The sequence below is a fragment of the Brevibacterium sp. OS20 genome (assembly GCF_056837565.1).
Genome location: NZ_CM166367.1, coordinates 2,369,649 through 2,386,227 on the forward strand (window position 1 = coordinate 2,369,649; position 16,579 = coordinate 2,386,227).

Annotated in this window: 15 protein-coding genes; 6 read left to right on the forward strand and 9 right to left on the reverse strand. The window is 65.1% G+C overall.

The genetic code is table 11. The annotated features are described in order from the left end of the window. Nucleotides 1-27 precede the first annotated feature (27 nt). Both dxs and acnA read right to left on the reverse strand, forming a co-directional pair. Nucleotides 28-1,968 (reverse strand): 1-deoxy-D-xylulose-5-phosphate synthase, encoded by a 1,941-nt coding sequence (gene dxs, locus ACVZTU_RS10665; protein WP_482400364.1) that lies wholly within the window; start codon nt 1,966-1,968, stop codon nt 28-30. Between the two features lie 737 nt (nt 1,969-2,705). Next, nucleotides 2,706-5,390, reverse strand: a complete 2,685-nt coding sequence (gene acnA / locus ACVZTU_RS10670; protein WP_482400365.1) for an aconitate hydratase AcnA — start codon at nt 5,388-5,390, stop codon at nt 2,706-2,708. Nucleotides 5,391-5,700: 310 nt separating this feature from the next. Between acnA and ACVZTU_RS10675 the strand changes: the two genes are divergently transcribed. Next, entirely contained in the window at nt 5,701-5,895 is a 195-nt protein-coding gene (locus tag ACVZTU_RS10675; RefSeq protein ID WP_101546980.1) for a hypothetical protein, read from the forward strand. A gap of 13 nt (nt 5,896-5,908) precedes the next feature. On the opposite strand, the gene ACVZTU_RS10680 is transcribed toward ACVZTU_RS10675, so the two are convergent. Further along, entirely contained in the window at nt 5,909-7,294 is a 1,386-nt protein-coding gene (locus tag ACVZTU_RS10680; RefSeq protein WP_482400366.1) for a class I SAM-dependent RNA methyltransferase, read from the reverse strand. Between the two features lie 7 nt (nt 7,295-7,301). Further along, a complete protein-coding gene (locus tag ACVZTU_RS10685) occupies nt 7,302-9,212 on the reverse strand; it encodes an APC family permease (protein WP_482401750.1) in 1,911 nt (636 codons plus the stop codon). Between the two features lie 136 nt (nt 9,213-9,348). On the opposite strand from ACVZTU_RS10685, the gene ACVZTU_RS10690 reads away from it, so the two are divergent. Both ACVZTU_RS10690 and ACVZTU_RS10695 read left to right on the forward strand, forming a co-directional pair. Further along, a complete protein-coding gene (locus ACVZTU_RS10690; protein ID WP_139469795.1) occupies nt 9,349-10,023 on the forward strand; it encodes a potassium channel family protein in 675 nt (224 codons plus the stop codon). Continuing rightward, a complete protein-coding gene (locus ACVZTU_RS10695; protein ID WP_259356858.1) occupies nt 10,020-10,706 on the forward strand; it encodes a potassium channel family protein in 687 nt (228 codons plus the stop codon). The genes ACVZTU_RS10690 and ACVZTU_RS10695 overlap by 4 nt, the downstream gene beginning before the upstream one ends. 65 nt (nt 10,707-10,771) lie before the next feature. Here ACVZTU_RS10695 and ACVZTU_RS10700 read toward each other — a convergent pair whose 3' ends face one another. Genes ACVZTU_RS10700 through dut form a run of 3 tightly spaced genes read right to left on the reverse strand, consistent with a single transcriptional unit; the run spans nt 10,772 to nt 12,481 of the window. Continuing rightward, the gene (locus tag ACVZTU_RS10700) at nt 10,772-11,149 is read right to left on the reverse strand and encodes an OB-fold nucleic acid binding domain-containing protein (RefSeq protein WP_259356859.1); all 378 of its coding nucleotides are present in this window, start codon (nt 11,147-11,149) and stop codon (nt 10,772-10,774) included. A gap of 6 nt (nt 11,150-11,155) precedes the next feature. Continuing rightward, nucleotides 11,156-12,001 carry a DUF3710 domain-containing protein gene (locus ACVZTU_RS10705; RefSeq protein ID WP_482400367.1) on the reverse strand — a complete coding sequence of 282 codons (846 nt, stop codon included), beginning with the start codon at nt 11,999-12,001 and terminating at the stop codon, nt 11,156-11,158. Nucleotides 12,002-12,007: 6 nt separating this feature from the next. Further along, nucleotides 12,008-12,481 (reverse strand): dUTP diphosphatase, encoded by a 474-nt coding sequence (gene dut, locus ACVZTU_RS10710; RefSeq protein ID WP_482400368.1) that lies wholly within the window; start codon nt 12,479-12,481, stop codon nt 12,008-12,010. Nucleotides 12,482-12,545: 64 nt separating this feature from the next. On the opposite strand from dut, the gene ACVZTU_RS10715 reads away from it, so the two are divergent. Next, nucleotides 12,546-13,001 (forward strand): DUF3093 domain-containing protein, encoded by a 456-nt coding sequence (locus ACVZTU_RS10715; protein WP_482400369.1) that lies wholly within the window; start codon nt 12,546-12,548, stop codon nt 12,999-13,001. A 132-nt stretch (nt 13,002-13,133) separates the two neighbouring features. On the opposite strand, the gene ACVZTU_RS10720 is transcribed toward ACVZTU_RS10715, so the two are convergent. Beyond that, nucleotides 13,134-13,433, reverse strand: a complete 300-nt coding sequence (locus ACVZTU_RS10720) for a DUF4193 domain-containing protein (RefSeq protein WP_135541258.1) — start codon at nt 13,431-13,433, stop codon at nt 13,134-13,136. Nucleotides 13,434-13,720: 287 nt separating this feature from the next. Between ACVZTU_RS10720 and ACVZTU_RS10725 the strand changes: the two genes are divergently transcribed. Continuing rightward, nucleotides 13,721-13,948: a hypothetical protein gene (locus ACVZTU_RS10725; RefSeq protein WP_482400370.1), complete on the forward strand. Its 228-nt coding sequence runs from the start codon at nt 13,721-13,723 to the stop codon at nt 13,946-13,948. 66 nt (nt 13,949-14,014) lie between these two features. On the opposite strand, the gene ACVZTU_RS10730 is transcribed toward ACVZTU_RS10725, so the two are convergent. After that, on the reverse strand, nt 14,015-15,127 hold the full coding sequence (locus ACVZTU_RS10730) for a ferrochelatase (RefSeq protein WP_139469788.1): 1,113 nt from the start codon (nt 15,125-15,127) through the stop codon (nt 14,015-14,017). A gap of 328 nt (nt 15,128-15,455) precedes the next feature. On the opposite strand from ACVZTU_RS10730, the gene sepH reads away from it, so the two are divergent. Further along, a complete protein-coding gene (gene sepH / locus ACVZTU_RS10735) occupies nt 15,456-16,577 on the forward strand; it encodes a septation protein SepH (RefSeq protein ID WP_420096597.1) in 1,122 nt (373 codons plus the stop codon). Nucleotides 16,578-16,579 lie beyond the last annotated feature (2 nt).

Below are 16,579 nucleotides of genomic sequence, written 5' to 3' on the forward strand. Positions count from 1 at the left end.
CACACCGCGCGGCGGGAGTGCAGAACTTCAAACCGCACGGCGGGAACTCTGATCGGCTCGGTCGGCCACCTCGGCGGGCAGGGCCTTAAGAATATCGGACACGATCGTGTCGACGTCGAGGCCCACCTCGGCGAGGATCTCTTCGCGCGTTCCCTGCGGGAGGAACTCATCGGGCACGCCGAGCTCGAGCACCCCGATACTCGAATCGGCTTCGCGCAGGTCAGAGCGGATCTGGGATCCGATGCCGCCGATCTTCACTCCGTCTTCGATGACGGCCACGAGGCTGTGGTCGGCGGCGAGGTCGATGACGGATTCGGGGACGGGCAGCACCCATCGGGGATCGATGATCGTCGCCTTCAGCCCCTGCTCGGCCAGGCGGTCGGCGACGTCTCCGGCCAATCTGGCGAATGGTCCCACGGAGACGATGAGCACATGGGATTCGGACCCGGCCGGGCCCTCACGGAGGATGTCGACGCCGTCGTCGAGCCGCCTCAGCGCCGGGATGTCGGCACCGACGCCGCCGCGGGGAAATCTCACCACGGTCGGGGCATCTTCGACGGTGACGGCTTCGCGCAGCTCTTCGGTCAGCCGTGCGGCGTCGCGGGGTGCGGCGAGGCGCAGTCCGGGGACGACGCGCAGCATCGCGATGTCCCAGATTCCGTGGTGGCTGGCTCCGTCGGGGCCGGTGATGCCGGCACGGTCGAGGACGAAGGTCACACCCTGCCGGTGGAGGGCGACGTCCATGAGGACTTGGTCGAAAGCACGGGAGAGGAACGTGGAGTAGATGCACACGACGGGGTGGAGTCCGCCGTAGGACAGGCCCGCCGCCGAGGCGACCGCATGCTGTTCGGCGATGCCGACGTCGAAGACGCGGTCGGGGAACTCCTCGGCGAATTTCGCCAGCCCCACGGGCAGGAGCATGGCGGCGGTGATGGCGACGATGTCTTCGCGTTCCTCGGCGAGTGCGCAGATCTCGGTGCCGAACACGGAGGTCCATGACGTCGATTTCGACGGTGTCGATCTCCCGGTGACGGGGTCGATGACGCCGACGGAGTGGAACTGGTCGGCGTCGTCGTTGACGGCCGGGTCGAATCCGTGCCCTTTCTGCGTGATCATGTGGACGATGATGGGGCCGCCGTCGAACTGTTTGGCCAGTTGGAGGGCCTTGTCGACCGAGGGCAGGTCGTGTCCGTCGACAGGGCCCAAGTATTTGATGCCGAGTTCGTCGAACATTCCGGTCTCGGGTGGGCTGACCATGTCTTTGAGTCCGCGTTTGACGCCGTGGATGGCGCTGTAGGCGGCGCGGCCGGGTCGGCCGGATTGGCGGAGCGTCTCCTTGCCCCAGGTGAGCAGCCTCTCGTAGCTCGAGGTGGTGCGCAGTTCGTCGAGATGGGCGGCGAATCCGCCGACGGTCGGGGCGTAGGAGCGGCCATTGTCGTTGACGACGATGACCAGCCGCCTCGGCGGGGTGGAGGTGTCGGCTGCAATGGTGTTGAGCGCTTCCCAGGCCATTCCCCCGGTCAGGGCTCCGTCGCCGATGACGGCGACGACGTGGCGGTCTCGCTCACCGGTGAGCTGGCGGGCCTTGGCGATGCCGTCGGCCCAGGACAGGGAGGCCGAGGCGTGTGAGTTCTCGACGACGTCGTGCTCGCTCTCTCGCCGGCTCGGGTAGCCGGAGAGGCCGTCGCGCTGCCGCAGGGTGGGGAACTCCTCGCGGCGGCCGGTGAGCAGTTTGTGCACATATGTCTGGTGGCCGACGTCGAAGATGATCGTGTCGCGCGGCGAGTCGAAGGTGCGGTGGAGGCCAATGGTCAGTTCGACGACTCCGAGGTTGGGGCCCAGATGTCCGCCCGTGCCGGACACGGTCGTGATGAGGTAGTCGCGGATCTCTTTGGCCAGCACTTCGCATTCGCCAGCCGAGAGTCGACGCAGATCGGCAGGCGAGCCGAGGGATTCGAGAAAGGTCATGCGGCCTCAGTTCTGACGACATCGTTGGCGGACAGATTCCATCCGCCCCATCCTATCGCTCACAGATGCGTCCCTCACCCTTCGCGACATATCTCCGCGCTGCAGTACCCCGCAGCCTTCTCGCTGCACCGCCTCGGCGCAGTATCCCTCAGCTTGCCCGCTGCACCTCCCCGCGGCACACCACCCCTCAGCCTTCTGGTCACACCGCCTCGGCGCCGGCAATTCGCACCATTGCGAGCGCACCCCTCACCGTTCATGGCACACCAACCCGTTGCAGCACGGTGTTGAGCGACTGCCGATGAGTGATGGTCGCATTTGCGCCCACCCCCACCCACGCCGAGGTGGCCGACCGCCAGCGCACGGATTCCCGCGGACGCGCTCACGCTTCCCGACAATCCCGCGCGACAGCGACCGTCCCTCACCCTTCGCCGCACAGCGCACTGTTGCAACGAGGCGATCTGCCACGAACGGTGACGGATTCCTTGGCAGCGGTGTGTTTAGTCACGAACGGTGACGGATGCCGAACTGCGTGGAGGACGTGACGCGAACGGTGAGGGATGCTCGATCAACGGCACCGTCACACGCGCCCGGGCACGACGAAGGCCGGTGGGAACAAATCCCACCGGCCTTCGATCAGCTCCGGCTCAGCGCCCCAGCGCGAACCGACTGCCGCGAGTCGCAGACTCACAGCGCAGCCTGGTGCGGCGAAGTCGCCGCTCAGGCCTCGTCTCCTGCGATCAGGCTTCTGCGAGCTGACGCAGAACGTACTGCAGGATGCCGCCGTTGCGGTAGTAGTCGGCTTCACCCGGGGTGTCGATGCGGACGACGGCGTCGAATTCGACCTTTGTGCCGTCTTCCTTTTCGGCGGTGACCTTGACGGTCGCCGGGGTCTTGCCCTCGTTGAGCTCCGTGACGCCTTCGATGGAGAAGGTCTCGGTGCCGTCGAGTCCGAGCGAATCAGCGGATTCGCCGGCGGGGAACTGCAGCGGCAGAACGCCCATGCCGATGAGGTTCGAGCGGTGGATGCGCTCGAAGCTTTCGGTGATGACGGCCTCGACGCCGAGCAGCTTCGTGCCCTTGGCAGCCCAGTCACGCGAGGATCCCGAGCCGTACTCCTTGCCACCGAGGACGACCAGCGGGGTGCCGGCGGCCTGGTAGTTCACGGAGGCGTCGTAGATCGTCGTCTGCGGTCCGCCCTCCTGCGAGAAGTCGCGGGTGAAGCCACCCTGGACTCCGTCGAGGAGCTGGTTCTGCAGACGGATGTTCGCGAAGGTTCCGCGGATCATGACTTCGTGGTTGCCGCGACGCGAGCCGTAGGAGTTGAAGTCCTTGCGCTCGACACCGTGCTCCACGAGGTACTTGCCGGCCGGGGTGTCGGCCTTGAAGGAACCTGCGGGCGAGATGTGGTCGGTGGTCACCGAGTCGCCGAGCTTCGCGAGCACGCGGGCACCCTTGATGTCCTTGACGGCTTCAGGCTTGAGACCCATGCCGTCGAAGAAGGTGGGCTTGCGCACGTAGGTCGACTCGTCGTCCCACTCGAAGACCTTGCCTTCGGGGGTGTCGAGCTGCTGCCAGCGCTCGTCACCATCGAAGATCCGACCGTATTCGCTGTCGAACATGTCGGTCGAGATCGAATCGGCGATGACCGACTCGACCTCTTCCGGAGAGGGCCAGAGGTCGGCCAGGTAGACGTCGACGCCCTCGGAGTCCTTGCCCAGCGGCTGGTTCTCGAAGTCGAAGTCCATGGTTCCGGCCAGTGCGTAGGCGATGACCAGCGGAGGCGAAGCGAGGTAGTTCATCTTCACGTCCGGGCTGATGCGGCCCTCGAAGTTGCGGTTGCCCGACAGGACTGCGGTGACCGCGAGGTCGTTGTCCTGGATGCTGTCCGAGATCTCCGAGTCCAGCGGACCGGAGTTGCCGATGCAGGTGGTGCAGCCGTAGCCGACGATGTAGAAGTTCAGCGCTTCGAGGTCCTCGATGAGGCCGGCCTTGTTGTAGTACTCGGTGACGACCTTCGAACCCGGTGCGATCGAGGTCTTGACCCACGGCTTCGAGTTGAGTCCGCGCTTGCGGGCATTGCGTGCCAGCAGGCCGGCGGCCATCATCACCGAGGGGTTCGAGGTGTTGGTGCAGGACGTGATCGAAGCGATCGCCACGGCACCGTTGGCCAGCTCGAAGTTGCGTCCGTCAGCGGTGCTGACGTCCACGGACTTCGACTCCTCGCCGGGAGCGGCGTAGTTGTGGATGTCCTTGGCGAACTGGCTCTTGGCATCGGAGAGCTCGATGCGGTCCTGCGGGCGCTTCGGTCCGGAGATCGAGGGCACCACGGTGGACAGGTCGAGTTCGAGGTACTCGGAGTACTCGACTTCGTTCTCCGGCTCGTGCCAGAGTCCCTGCGTCTTGGCGTAGTCCTCGACGAGCTGGATCTGCTCTTCCGAACGGCCGGTGAGCTTGAGGTAGTCGATGGTGACTTCGTCGATCGGGAAGATCGCGGCGGTCGAACCGAACTCGGGGCTCATGTTGCCGATGGTGGCGCGGTTGGCCAGCGGCACCTCGGCGACGCCCTTGCCGTAGAACTCGACGAACTTGCCGACGGCTCCGTGCTGGCGGAGCATATCGGTGATCGTGAGCACAACGTCGGTTGCGGTGACACCCGAGGGGATCTCACCGGTGAGCTTGAACCCGACGACGCGCGGGATGAGCATCGACACGGGCTGGCCGAGCATGGCGGCCTCTGCCTCGATGCCGCCGACGCCCCAACCGAGCACACCGAGGCCGTTGACCATCGTGGTGTGCGAGTCGGTGCCGACCAGGGTGTCCGGGTAGGCCCGGAGGACTCCGTCGACCTCGCGCGGCATGACCACGCGGGCCAGGTGCTCGATGTTGACCTGGTGAACGATGCCCATGCCCGGAGGCACGACCTTGAAGTCTTCGAATGCGGTCTGGCCCCAGCGCAGGAACTGGTAGCGCTCACCGTTGCGCTGGTATTCGATGTCCATGTTGAGCTCGACGGCGTCGGCGGTGCCGAAGCGGTCGATCTGCACCGAGTGGTCGATGACCAGCTCGGCCGGAGCCAGCGGGTTGACCTGATCCGGGCTGCCGCCGAGCTCGACGACCTTCTCGCGCATGGTGGCGAGGTCGACGATGCAGGGCACACCGGTGAAGTCTTGCATCACCACGCGGGCGGGGGTGAACTGGATCTCCGTATCGGGTTCGGCATTGGGGTCCCAGCTGCCGAGGGCTTCAATATGTTCCGAAGTGATGTTTGCGCCGTCTTCCGTGCGCAGCAGGTTCTCCAACAGCACCTTGAGGCTGAAGGGAAGCTTCTCCGACCCTTTGACCTGGTCCAGGCGATAGATCTCATAATCCTTATCGCCTACGGTCAGGGTGCTCTTCGATTTGAACGTATCGACGTTGCTCATCGTGATTCTCCTGTTTCATCCGACACTCATCCAAGAAACCGGGTCCGTCCGACTCGGCGGTCGGATCCTTGCATCACGCACCGATTTACGCGACACATATGTTTCCAAAAGTATCTTGACGTCAAGATAAATTCTATCGCATTTGAGGGGCTTTGACCACCATGGCACACGGAGGTGCGAAACCCTGCGATCGGGTTTTCCGCAGGCCCTCGTGCGGTCATCACCAGGGCCGCGGCCGGGTCGCGCGGCCTAGCCTGGACAGCACACTCAAAGCAGCAGCGCACTCGCCTGCCACCCCCGAGGAGATCCCATGGACCCGTTCACACTAGGCGCCGGATTCGGCTTCGGCGCACTGCTCGTCGGCATCATCTTCGCCGTCGTCTGCAGCTCATTCGCGAAGGAGAAGGGCCGGTCGGGCGGCTGGTGGGGGCTGTGGGGCTTCCTCACGACGTTCATCGCCCTCATCGCGCTCGTCCTCCTCCCCCGCCGCTCGGTCACCGCCTGAGGTCACCGGTCGGTCACCGCCGGAGCACGGTGACCGTCTCCAGGTGCGAGGTCAGCGGGAAGAGGTCGAAGCCGGTGAGGCTCTCGATCGCGAATCCCCCGCCTGTGAGAGCCGTGAGGTCCCTGGCCAACGTGGCCGGGTCACAGGAAACGTAGACCAGGGTGCGTGCCGCTGATTCGATGATCGCCGAGGTGGCTTTCCTCCCGGCGCCCGCCCGTGGCGGGTCGAGGATGATGACCTCCGAATCGGGCAGTCGGGCCCGATCCACGCTGAGAGCGAGGAATCGGGACTCGAGATCGGCGGCATTGTCTCGAGCATGAGCAATGGCTGTCTCCACCCCTTCGACCCCGAACAGGGGCGCTCCGGTGGCCCGGGCGGCAGTGATGCCGAGGAGTCCGACCCCGCAGTAGAGGTCGGTGATCGCCCCGACGTCGGCAGGAAGGACTCTGACGACCTCCGAGCTGAGCAGTGCGGCCGCATCCCGGTGCACCTGCCAGAAGCCGTCGGCGCCGACGGTGAAGTCACGACCGTCGACCGTTTCGGTCAGGGTGCGGTCTCCACGGATCACGCGCAGGGCGGGAGCGGGCGCATGGGAACGACCGCGACCACGGGGACGACCCCCGCGACCACGACCACGACTCTGCTCCGGTCCGGTCGCCTCGGCGAGGAGGGAGAACGACGTCGGCAGCCAGGACTCGATCTCATCGAGGACCTGCGCAGTGGGCCGACCACGGACGATGAGCGCGCCATGGTCGCCGGCCCACGCGAATTCGAGTCGGCGGACTCCCGGCACATGCAGTGTCGTCATGTCGAGGTCGTGCAAGGGCCCGGCGGCCAGAGGGGGCGTGGTCACAGGGATGACCGCATGTGATCTGGGGGCGAGCATTCCGGCACGGCCCTCATCGTCGACGGCCAGCTGCACACGGGTGCGCCAGTCCGTGCCGTCGGTCTCGCCCGGCGCGGGCAGCACCTCGGCGGCGCGGTCGATATGTCCGATGCGCTGAAGTTGGTCATTCAGCACCTCGGCCTTGAGCGTGCGGGAATGGGCGAGGTCGACGTGGGCGAATTCCATTCCGCCGAACCCGGCCGAATCCGGCACGGCCCCAGCACCGGGGCCCGCAGCGAGCCCCGCACCGGAACCGTCGGTCGAACCACCGGGGACATAGTCGAGGCGACGATCGGGGACGCGGTGAGCCGAGGCCTCGATCACCTCGGTGACGGCGGCGCGAAGAAACCGGGCGGGCGGTCCTGCCTGGGTGCGGACTCGGACCTTCTCACCGGGCAGGGCCCCGGAGACGAAGACGACCTGACCGTCGTGTCGGGCGATGGAGGTGCCGCCGGCCGCCGGTGCCTCGATGTCGAGGGTGAGGTCCTGGGCGGGAACCGAAGTGTCGCTCATGCGTGTTCTAGGCCTGTCTGTACAGCGAGGTGTCGGAATCGGGTCCGTCTCCGCCGTACTGTCGAGAGAAGGATTTCAGTCGCCAGGGCACGGAGACCACGACGACGTTGGGCACCAGCAGCAGCCGGGTGCGCAGTTTGAGTGCCACCTGGTTGTGCAGGAGGTGCTCCCACCAGCGGCCGACGACGAACTGCGGAATGTAGACGATGACGAGGTCCCTGGGCGACCTGCGGCGGATGGCGAGGATATGGGCGAGCATCGGGCGGACGAGTTCGCGGTACGGGGAGCCGAGCACGGTCAGCGGCACCGGCAGCTCCATCTCGTTCCATCGTTTCTGCAGACCGGCCGCGGCCTCTTCGTCCACGGCCACGGTGACGGCTTCGAGCTGACTCGACCGGGTCACTCGGGCATAGGAGAGAGCCCGCAGGGTGGGTTTGTCGATCTCGCTGACGACGACGATGGCGTGCGTGTTCGACGGGATCGTCCGTGAGTTCACGTCCGCGTCGGGAGCGAGCTCGCGGGCCACACGCGAATAGTGGCGGTGGATGGCGCCCATGACGAGGTAGAGCCCGGCCATGGCGACGACGGCCAGCCAGGCGCCGGCGAGGAACTTCGAGACGATGACGACGATGAGCACGCCGGCGGCGAGCACACAGCCGACGGTGTTGACCACCCGGTTGAAGTGCATCCGCATCCGGGTCTTCGAATCGATGACCAGGCGCAGGCGTTTGCGCCAGTGCAGGACCATTCCCGCTTGGCCGAGGACGAAGCTGGCGAAGACCCCGACGAGGTAGAGCTGGATGAGCACCGTCGCCGAGGCGGACGTGGCGATGACGAGAACGATCGCCGCCGCGGCCAGCAGCAGGATGCCGTTTGAAAAGGTGAGTCGGTCGCCCTTCGTCGCGAGCTGCCGTGGCAGGAACTCGTCGCGTGCCAGACGCGAGGCCAGTCCCGGGAAGCCTTCGACCGCGGTGTTCGCCGCGGCGAGGAGGACGAGGGCGGTGATGAGGACGACGATGAAGAACATCACCGGCGCGTTATCGAAGATCGCGTGAGCGAGCTGTGCGAGAACGGGTTCCTGTTCGTACTCGGCGCTGACCGGGCTGCCGTCTCCGCGGACGAGGTAGAGATGCGGGTCGTCGACGTATTTGATGCCGGTGACCGACGCCAGATAGGTCAGCCCCGTGAGCATGAGAGCGGCGAGCAGGCCTGAGAGCAGCAGGGTGTTGCCGGCGTTCTTGCCGCGTGGCTTCTTGAACGCGGGAACCGCCGTGGCCACGGTCTGCACACCGGCCAGGGCGACCGCTCCGGAGGAGAACGCGCGCAGGACGATGAGGACGGTGGCCAGGCCGAGAGTCGCCTGGTCGCCGATGTTGCTGTGCACGACCGTATAGTCGGCAGTCTGGGCCTGTGGGGTGTCGCCGAGTCCGACCCGGATGAGACCGACCGACATTGTGAGGAACACTGCACCGAGGAACAGATAGGTCGGCACGGCCAGCAGCATCGGAGTGGCTCGTGAGCCGCGCAGACCGGCGAAGCAGATGAGCAGGATGCCGACGATGGCCACGGGCACACGGTAGGGCGCGAGCATCGGGAACGCTGTGGTGATATAGGCGGCGAAGACCGTCATCGACACGGCCAAGGTGAGCACGTAGTCGACGAGGAGGGCCGCGGCGACGACGAGCCCGGCACCGGAGCCGAGGTTCTTCGACGCCACCTCGTAGTCACCACCGCCGGAGGGGTACGCCTTGACGTTGATGCGGTAGCAGGCGACGATCACGAGGATGACGATGCCGACGGCCACACCGATCCAGGGGGCCACGGTCAGGGCCACAAGTGAGGTCAGCGACAGTGCCAGCAGGATCTCATCGGGGGCGTAGGCCACCGAGGAGAGCATGTCGGAGGCGAAGACGGGCATCGCGATGCGCTTCTTCAGCGCAGGCGCACGCCTGTCCTCACTGCGGAAGGGCCGTCCAACGAGTAGTCTTTTGACGGCATCAGAAAAACTGCTGGCCACGGCAACCAATGGTAGATCACTGCGGGAAGGATTACCCATGCACTTCGTGATTATGGGCTGCGGTCGAGTCGGGGCCTCCCTGGCCAAAGCCCTTGATGCGAATGGGCACTCCGTCGCCGTCGTCGACCGAGACCCCGACGCGTTCCTCAAGCTCGGTCGGGATTTCAGCGGTTCGACGATCACGGGGATCGGTTTCGACCGTGAGACCCTGTCCCAGGCGAAGACCGCTGATGCCTTCGCCTTCGCCGCCGTCTCCAGTGGTGACAATTCGAATATCCTCGCCGCGCGTGTCGCTCGTGAGACCTTCGGGGTGAGCAATGTCGCCGCCCGCATCTACGATCCCAACCGTGCGCAGGTCTTCGAACGTCTCGGCATCCCCACGGTGCCCACCGTGCGGTGGACGGCCGAGCAGGTGATGCGCAAGCTCGTCCCGCAGGGGTCGATCACCGAATACCGTGAGCCCTCCGGCAACCTCGTCCTCGCCGAGGTGCATCTGGATCCTGGCTGGGTGGCCCGTCCGATCAAGGAGATCGAAACACGGACCAAGGCTCGGGTCGCCTATGTCACCCGCCTGTCCGAGGGCATCGTCGCCCACGATGATCTGCTCCTCCAGGACGGCGACCTCGTCCATCTCATGGCTCCGGTCGACCGCCTCGGCGAGATCGAACGGATCCTCGATCAGCCCGTGCGAACCGTGGAGGAAGAAGAATGAGGGTCATCATCGCCGGAGCCGGCTCCGTCGGACGTTCGGTGGCCAGGGAGCTGCTGGACAAGGACCATTCGGTCCTGCTCATCGACCAGAGCAAGGAGGCGCTGGGCCATGAGCGCATTCCGGGTGCCGAATGGCTGCTCTCCGATGCCTGCGAGCTCGCCGGTCTCGCCGAGGCGGGGCTGGAGGAGGCCGATGTCGTCGTGGCCGCGACGGGAGATGACAAGACCAATCTGGTGCTCTCCCTGTTGGCGAAGACCGAGTTCGGGGTGCCGCGGACGGTCTCGCGGGTGAACAATCCGAAGAACGAATGGCTCTTCGACGACAACTGGGGCGTCGATGTCGCCGTCTCGACTCCGCGCCTGATGACCGCGCTCGTCGAGGAGGCCGTGGAAGTCGGCGGACTGGTCCACCTCATGAGCTTCGAACGCGGGCAGGCCGGACTCCTCGAGTTCACCGTGCACGAGAACGCCGAGCTCGTGGCCGAGCGCGTCGGTGGGATCACCTTCCCGCTCGATACGGTGCTGGTGGCGATCATCCGCAATTCGCGGGCGTTCGCTCCGAGCGCCGATGATGTCATCGAGGCCGGAGACGAACTGTTCTTCCTCTCCTCCCCCGATCAGGAGCCGGCGCTGCTAGCGCTGCTGCAGGAGACTGCGAAGGCCGACGAGAACGCAGAGAGCTGAGCCCGGTCGTCTGCGGCCGAGATCGTCAGTTCTGCGGCCGACGGCCGCCCGGCCCCTCGGGACGGTCAGTCTTCGGAGTCGTCGCGGGTCTGCAGGAGTTCGTAGACGGGATTGTGTGCGGTGAGCACTCCGTCCTTGCCGCAGAACCGTCCTTCTAAGACGATGAGGGACCCGGGACGGATGCCGCTGATCTCCCGGCGTCCGAGGAACTGGGCTCGGGCTTCGCCGGTGCCGTCGGCGACGGTGATGTCGAGCCTGGGGCTGTCGGCGCTGCACGACTGAGTGGTCGCTGAAACGACTCCGGCGATGCGTGAGGTCTTTCGCGCCTCCAGCTCTTCGACCGGAATGACCCCGGGGATCTGGCTGACCAGTCGCAGATCGGCCCGGGCCTCGGCCTCACGGGATCCGAAGTCGCGCACGAGGCGAGGGATGAGGTTCCGCATCAGCGCTCAGCGGACCTCTGTGATCTCGGGGCCGCGTTCGAAGGGGTTGAGTTCGTCCTCGTCCTTCTTCTCCTCCGCCTCGTCCTGGTCGACCTGCGGTGCGGTCAGTGCGATGAGCTCGCGGGGAGCCATCGCCTCCTCACCGCGATCGACGACGACTCCGCGGAAGAGTGCGGAGAGTTCGGCACGCACCTCGTCATCGGTCACGGCCTTGCCGGAGAACACGGCGCGGACGAACCAGCGTGGTCCGTCGATGCCGGCGAAGCGCATGGCGCGTTTGCCGGGGCGACCGGATTCCGTCTTCGCCGGAACCTCGATGGCCAGCTCCTTGCCGAGAGAGGTGTGCAGCTCGGTCGATTCCCCACCCTGTTTGGTCACGGATTCGGCGAGCTGACCGCGCACCGTGTTCCACAGGCCCTCGGAGCGTGGTGTCGCGAACGCCTGCAACTGGATGCCTCCACCGTCGTGGATGAGGGTGACGGCCAGCACGCGCTGAGAATCGTCGTCCGTGTCCAGGCGCACCTGCATGCCGTCGACGACGGGCACCTTGAGCGCGCCGAGGTCGAGGCGGTCATGCTCCGGGTACTCTTCGGAGATGTCGAAGGGGCCCTTCTCGGACCGGTCGAAGGGTGCGGACTTCTCCAGCAGCGCTTCTTCCTCGTCGATATCGTCATCGGACTCGGCCGCTTCTTCGGACTCAGCCTCGTCGTCATCGGCGTCGTCGTCTGCACGATCGGCCGCCTCGGTGTGGGTGTCCTGAGCGTCGAGCTCATCGTCGTCGGTGAGTTCGTCGTCGGCGCGGACGTCGTCATCGGTCGGTGTGGATTTCTTGAACCGGGAGAACAGTCCCATGAGTCCTCACTTCTCCTTTTCGCTGAGGCCGGCGACGATTCCGCCGGTGGATCCGAATCCCCCGGCGCCGCGGGCGCTGTCTTCGAGGGATTCGACGATGTCGAAGTCGGCGTGAGCGATCTTCTGGATCACGAGTTGGGCGATGCGGTCGCCGCGCACGACGCGCAGCGGGATCTTCGCGTCGAGGTTGATCAGCGGCACCTTGATCTCGCCGCGGTAGCCGGCGTCGATGGTGCCCGGCGCATTGACGACCGTGACTCCGTGCTTGCTCGACAGGCCCGAACGCGGATGCACGAATGCCGCATAGCCTTCCGGCAGGGCGATCGCGATTCCGGTCGGAACGACAAGGCGCTCGAACGGTTCGAGCACGAAGTCGATCGCCGAATGCAGGTCTGCACCGGCGTCGCTCGCATGCGCGTAGCCGGGCGCGCTCATGCCCGCGTCGAGGAGCTGGAGGTTGATCTTCACGGTTTCCGTCACAAAGATGCACTCTAACGCTCCAGCCTGAGCGTGGCCAAACTTCTCGCTATGGGACAATGGCCGCATGGCAACAACTCAATCCGGAACCCATGTGGTCTATCAGGAGAAGGTCCGCCCCTCGGTCGGCATGTGGATCCTCGTCGTGGTGGCCGCTGCCTCGACAGCGCTCATGGTCATGCCCGTCTGGCAGCTCGGCACCATCATCCTTCCCGTCGTCAGCTTCGTCCTCTTCGCCTGGTGGCTGAATTCGCTGACGCTGACGATCATCGTCACCGAACGGCAGCTGTTCGTCGGCGAAGCTCATATCGACCGCACGTTCGTTCCGGGTGCGGTCGCCTTCGACGGCGAGGAGGCCCGGCAGGCCCGCGGTGTCGATCTCGACGCCCGCGCCTTCCTCAAGATCCGCCCGTGGGCGAAGTCCGTCGTCCGCATCGATCTCGACGATGAGACGGATCCGACCCCCTACTGGCTCGTCTCGAGCCGTCACCCCCACAAACTAGCCGCCGCCCTCACCCCCTGATTACTACCTGACGGCGGCCCAGCAACCTCGCGCGAGGTTGCTGGGCCGCCGTCAGGTAGTAAGGGGAGAAGAACGGACCGCGACCCTTTCGAGGGTGCGGTCCGTTTTCGGGTTTTCGCGAAGAGAAGCGATTCAGCCTGCACAGTCTGTGCAGATGGGGACACCGCCTTCTTCGGTCGCAAGCTGAGAACGATGGCGGACCAGGAAGCACTCCATGCAGGTGAACTCATCGTTCTGCTTCGGCAGGACCCGAACGGAGAGCTCTTCGTTCGACAGGTCCGCACCGGGAAGTTCGAAGCCTTCGGCTACTGCAGTCTCGTCTTCGTCGATCTTGCTCGCCTGAGCCTGGGAACGCTGGGCCTTGAGCTGCTCGATCGAATCGCTTTTGATCTCATCGTCTTGCTTGCGAGGTGCGTCGTAGTCTGTTGCCATATGGCCTCATCGCTCTCTGTCCGGAGGGGGTGCCGAAGAGGAGCATCTTCTCCTCTTCCGAGATGTGTCCCCAGCATTGTGCACTGTATGCTTGCCGTTGGCAAGATGGAATGAGCACCTGATGCGGTGATTCTCGTCACCAGCTTGTCCGCATGGACGGAGCACACATAGAGTTCACGAAATGCTCTGCAAGAATGCTTGTGATGGACAGCACCGACAGCACGCTCTGTCGGTCGAATACCGGGCTCGTCCCCTGTGGAGGCGGCCCGAGGAAGGACGGATCCACAATGAGTGAATTCGCTGATCAGCTCGACGCACGAATCGATGATGTCCGTCATCGCATTCACGAGGCCCGTTCCGCCGGTGACGACTTCCTCGTCGAAAATCTCATCGACGACCTGCAGAACCTGATGGAATTGGCCGGACGCAACGATGTCGACACCGGTCCCATCGCCGAGGTGATCCAGGCCGAGACGGGAGCCCTGCCGGTCATCCCGAGTCCCGACGACTACTGAGAGAACACACAGCAAAGAACCCTCCCTCACCGATTCGGTGAGGGAGGGTTCATTCGTCTTCAGGACTCAGTTCGCCATGGCCCAGTTCGGATAGGTTGCACGTTCGATGCGGCCGCGGCAGCAGTCGATGCTGCAGGCTCCGCTGCCAGGCACCAGAGCCTTCGTCCCGGGCAGAGCCGGAACGTCGACGTCTTCCCCGCGCAGCTGAGCCACGCGCTCCTCGACGAGGTCGACGAGTCCCCTGACGAAGGCGTCATGGGTGCCGACGGTGTCGACCCGGGTGAAGTCGAGACCGAGTTCCTCAGCAGTCTCCTTCGCTTCGGTGTCGAGGTCGAAAGCGACCTCCATATGGTCGGAGATGAAACCGATGGGCACGAGCACGACACCGGTCACCCCCTCCTCGGCAAGTTCGGTCATCCGGTCGTTGACATCGGGTTCGAGCCAGGGCACCTCAGGTGAGCCGGAACGTGAGCAGTAGACGAGTTCGGACGGAACACGATCGGCCTCATCGATGCGCCCCATGAGGTGGTCGATGAGTTCTTCGTGCTGGGCCCGGTATCCGTTGGTGGTCACCTCTGAGGCGTCCTGCATGACGTTCGGGATCGAGTGGGTCACGAAGAGGATCCGGTGCTTGGTCGAATCGATCTGCCCGACCTTCGACCGGAAATCGGCGAGGCCGTCGCCCAGGCAGTCGGCGCAGGCGTCGGCGTAGCCGGGATGGTTGTAGAACTGACGGATCTTGTCGATCGAGACGGTGAGACCCTCGTCCTTGAGCGTGTCGATCGTCTTCGCGAAGTCCTCACGGTACTGCCGGCACGACGAGTAGGAGGAATACGCGGAGGTGTCGATCGAGAGGAACTGCGTGGCACCGTCCTGTGCCAGCTTGCGCACCTCGTCAGTGAGATAAGGATCCCAGTTGCGGTTGCCCCAGATCAGCGGGGTCTCGATTCCGCGGCGATCGAGTTCGTCGCGCAGCGCGGCCAGCAGCGCCTTGTTCTGATCGTTGATCGGAGACTTGCCTCCGAAACCGAAATAGTGCTCCCCCACCTCCTCGAGCCGTTCCTCGGGAATCCCGCGGCCGGCGGTGACGTTGCGCAGGAATGGAACCACTTCTTCTGGGGCCTCCGGTCCTCCGAATGACATGAGGATCAGGGCGTCGATGGGTGCAGTCGTATTCACCTTCCCGATTTTACAGACTGTAGAGCCGCTCGGCCCGCTGTCCGCACAGTGAGCCGCGCCCACTCACGGTGCAGACGCCGACCGGAGGGTCCGACGCCCACCCTCGCCGGTGTCGTGGCGACGCCAGCGGCGTGGTGGCGACGCTGTCGGAGCCGACGCGCAGGTTCTCCTTTCGTACATTTCTCGCACGTGCGTGGCCGGTCTCACAGAATCACCCCGCCGGCTCCCGATCTGCCCCGTGATTTCGCGACTCGCGCGGAAATCTGCCCGGCACGACGCGCCGAACGTGACACGATGCTTCTGAGACGCGACAAAGGAGCTTAAGGCAATGCGTGAACTGATCTTGAACGGAGTCAACGCAGACGGCACACATCTGCTGTTGAACGACGAGAACGGGCTTCAGTACCGAGTCGTCCTCGATGAGGCTCTCTTCGCCGCGGTCCGCAGGGACCGCTCCCACCCCAAGTCCGAGACTCCCGTGCGCCCGAAAGAGATCCAGGCCATGATCCGCGGCGGCATGGACGCCGAGGAGGTCGTGGCCGCCACCGGTGCCGACATCGAATACGTGCGCACTTACGAAGGTCCGGCGATGGCCGAACGCGAACGCACCGCCTACCTCGCCAGCCGCCATCCCATCTATTCCGATCATGATCCCAACGGTGAACCGACTCCGCTCATCGAGCTGTGTCAGGAACGCCTGGCGATGCGCGACGTCGATATCGAGACGATGGAGTGGGATTCCTGGAAGCAGCAGGACGGCAACTGGTACATCCAACTCAGCTTCACCGCCGCTGATCGTGTCCGCACCGCCAGCTGGCATTACTACCGCCGTTCGCTGACCCCGATCGACGATGAGGCGAAGTGGCTCGCCGATTCCGGTCCCACCGACACCGGACCGATCCCGAACTACGGCAGCGGGGCCGAACGACAGAGGAACACCGAGGAGGTCGATGTCCTCCCGGCGACCGATCAGTCGTCCGCGTCGATCGCCGCCGACGGACCGGTCCGGCCCACCCCCGGTTCGGCGCCGTCGCAGCAGGCCCGCGATCATCAGGCCGAAACCGGCCGGATTCTGGAGAATCTGCGCAAGCGCCGCCACGCCGAGGAAGAGCCGCGGACCCGTCTGCGCGCGGTCACCGAGGACCCCGAGACTCACCCGCAGGGAGCGCACACCGCTCCGGGCCAGCCCGAAGCCGCCACCGATGACGAAGTATTCGCCTTCGAAGATGCGGCTGCCTCGGCTGAGGAACCGCAGGAGCCGACCGAGAAGGTCGGCGTCTTCGACGACGAGAATCAGCTCTCCCTGCTCAATGAGCCCGGAGTGAGCGATCACGACGATCAGTTCAAGGACTCGGCCTCGGCGAAGGATACGAAGCCGAAGTCGAAGAAGAACTCGCGTGCCTCGATCCCGAGCTGGGACGAGATCATGTTCGGGTCGAAACGGGACTGACC

Excerpts from the sequence above, each read along its gene's own strand:
- ACVZTU_RS10675 (WP_101546980.1), top strand. The coding sequence starts at position 5,701 with ATGGACCCGTTCACACTAGGCGCCGGATTCGGCTTCGGCGCACTGCTC.
- ACVZTU_RS10720 (WP_135541258.1), bottom strand. The coding sequence starts at position 13,433 with ATGGCAACAGACTACGACGCACCTCGCAAGCAAGACGATGAGATCAAA.
- ACVZTU_RS10705 (WP_482400367.1), bottom strand. The coding sequence starts at position 12,001 with ATGGGACTGTTCTCCCGGTTCAAGAAATCCACACCGACCGATGACGAC.
- ACVZTU_RS10700 (WP_259356859.1), bottom strand. The coding sequence starts at position 11,149 with ATGCGGAACCTCATCCCTCGCCTCGTGCGCGACTTCGGATCCCGTGAG.
- ACVZTU_RS10680 (WP_482400366.1), bottom strand. The coding sequence starts at position 7,294 with ATGAGCGACACTTCGGTTCCCGCCCAGGACCTCACCCTCGACATCGAG.
- dxs (WP_482400364.1), bottom strand. The coding sequence starts at position 1,968 with ATGACCTTTCTCGAATCCCTCGGCTCGCCTGCCGATCTGCGTCGACTC.
- ACVZTU_RS10685 (WP_482401750.1), bottom strand. The coding sequence starts at position 9,212 with ATGCCCGTCTTCGCCTCCGACATGCTCTCCTCGGTGGCCTACGCCCCC.
- ACVZTU_RS10690 (WP_139469795.1), top strand. The coding sequence starts at position 9,349 with ATGCACTTCGTGATTATGGGCTGCGGTCGAGTCGGGGCCTCCCTGGCC.
- ACVZTU_RS10715 (WP_482400369.1), top strand. The coding sequence starts at position 12,546 with ATGGCAACAACTCAATCCGGAACCCATGTGGTCTATCAGGAGAAGGTC.
- ACVZTU_RS10695 (WP_259356858.1), top strand. The coding sequence starts at position 10,020 with ATGAGGGTCATCATCGCCGGAGCCGGCTCCGTCGGACGTTCGGTGGCC.
- ACVZTU_RS10725 (WP_482400370.1), top strand. The coding sequence starts at position 13,721 with ATGAGTGAATTCGCTGATCAGCTCGACGCACGAATCGATGATGTCCGT.
- acnA (WP_482400365.1), bottom strand. The coding sequence starts at position 5,390 with ATGAGCAACGTCGATACGTTCAAATCGAAGAGCACCCTGACCGTAGGC.
- sepH (WP_420096597.1), top strand. The coding sequence starts at position 15,456 with ATGCGTGAACTGATCTTGAACGGAGTCAACGCAGACGGCACACATCTG.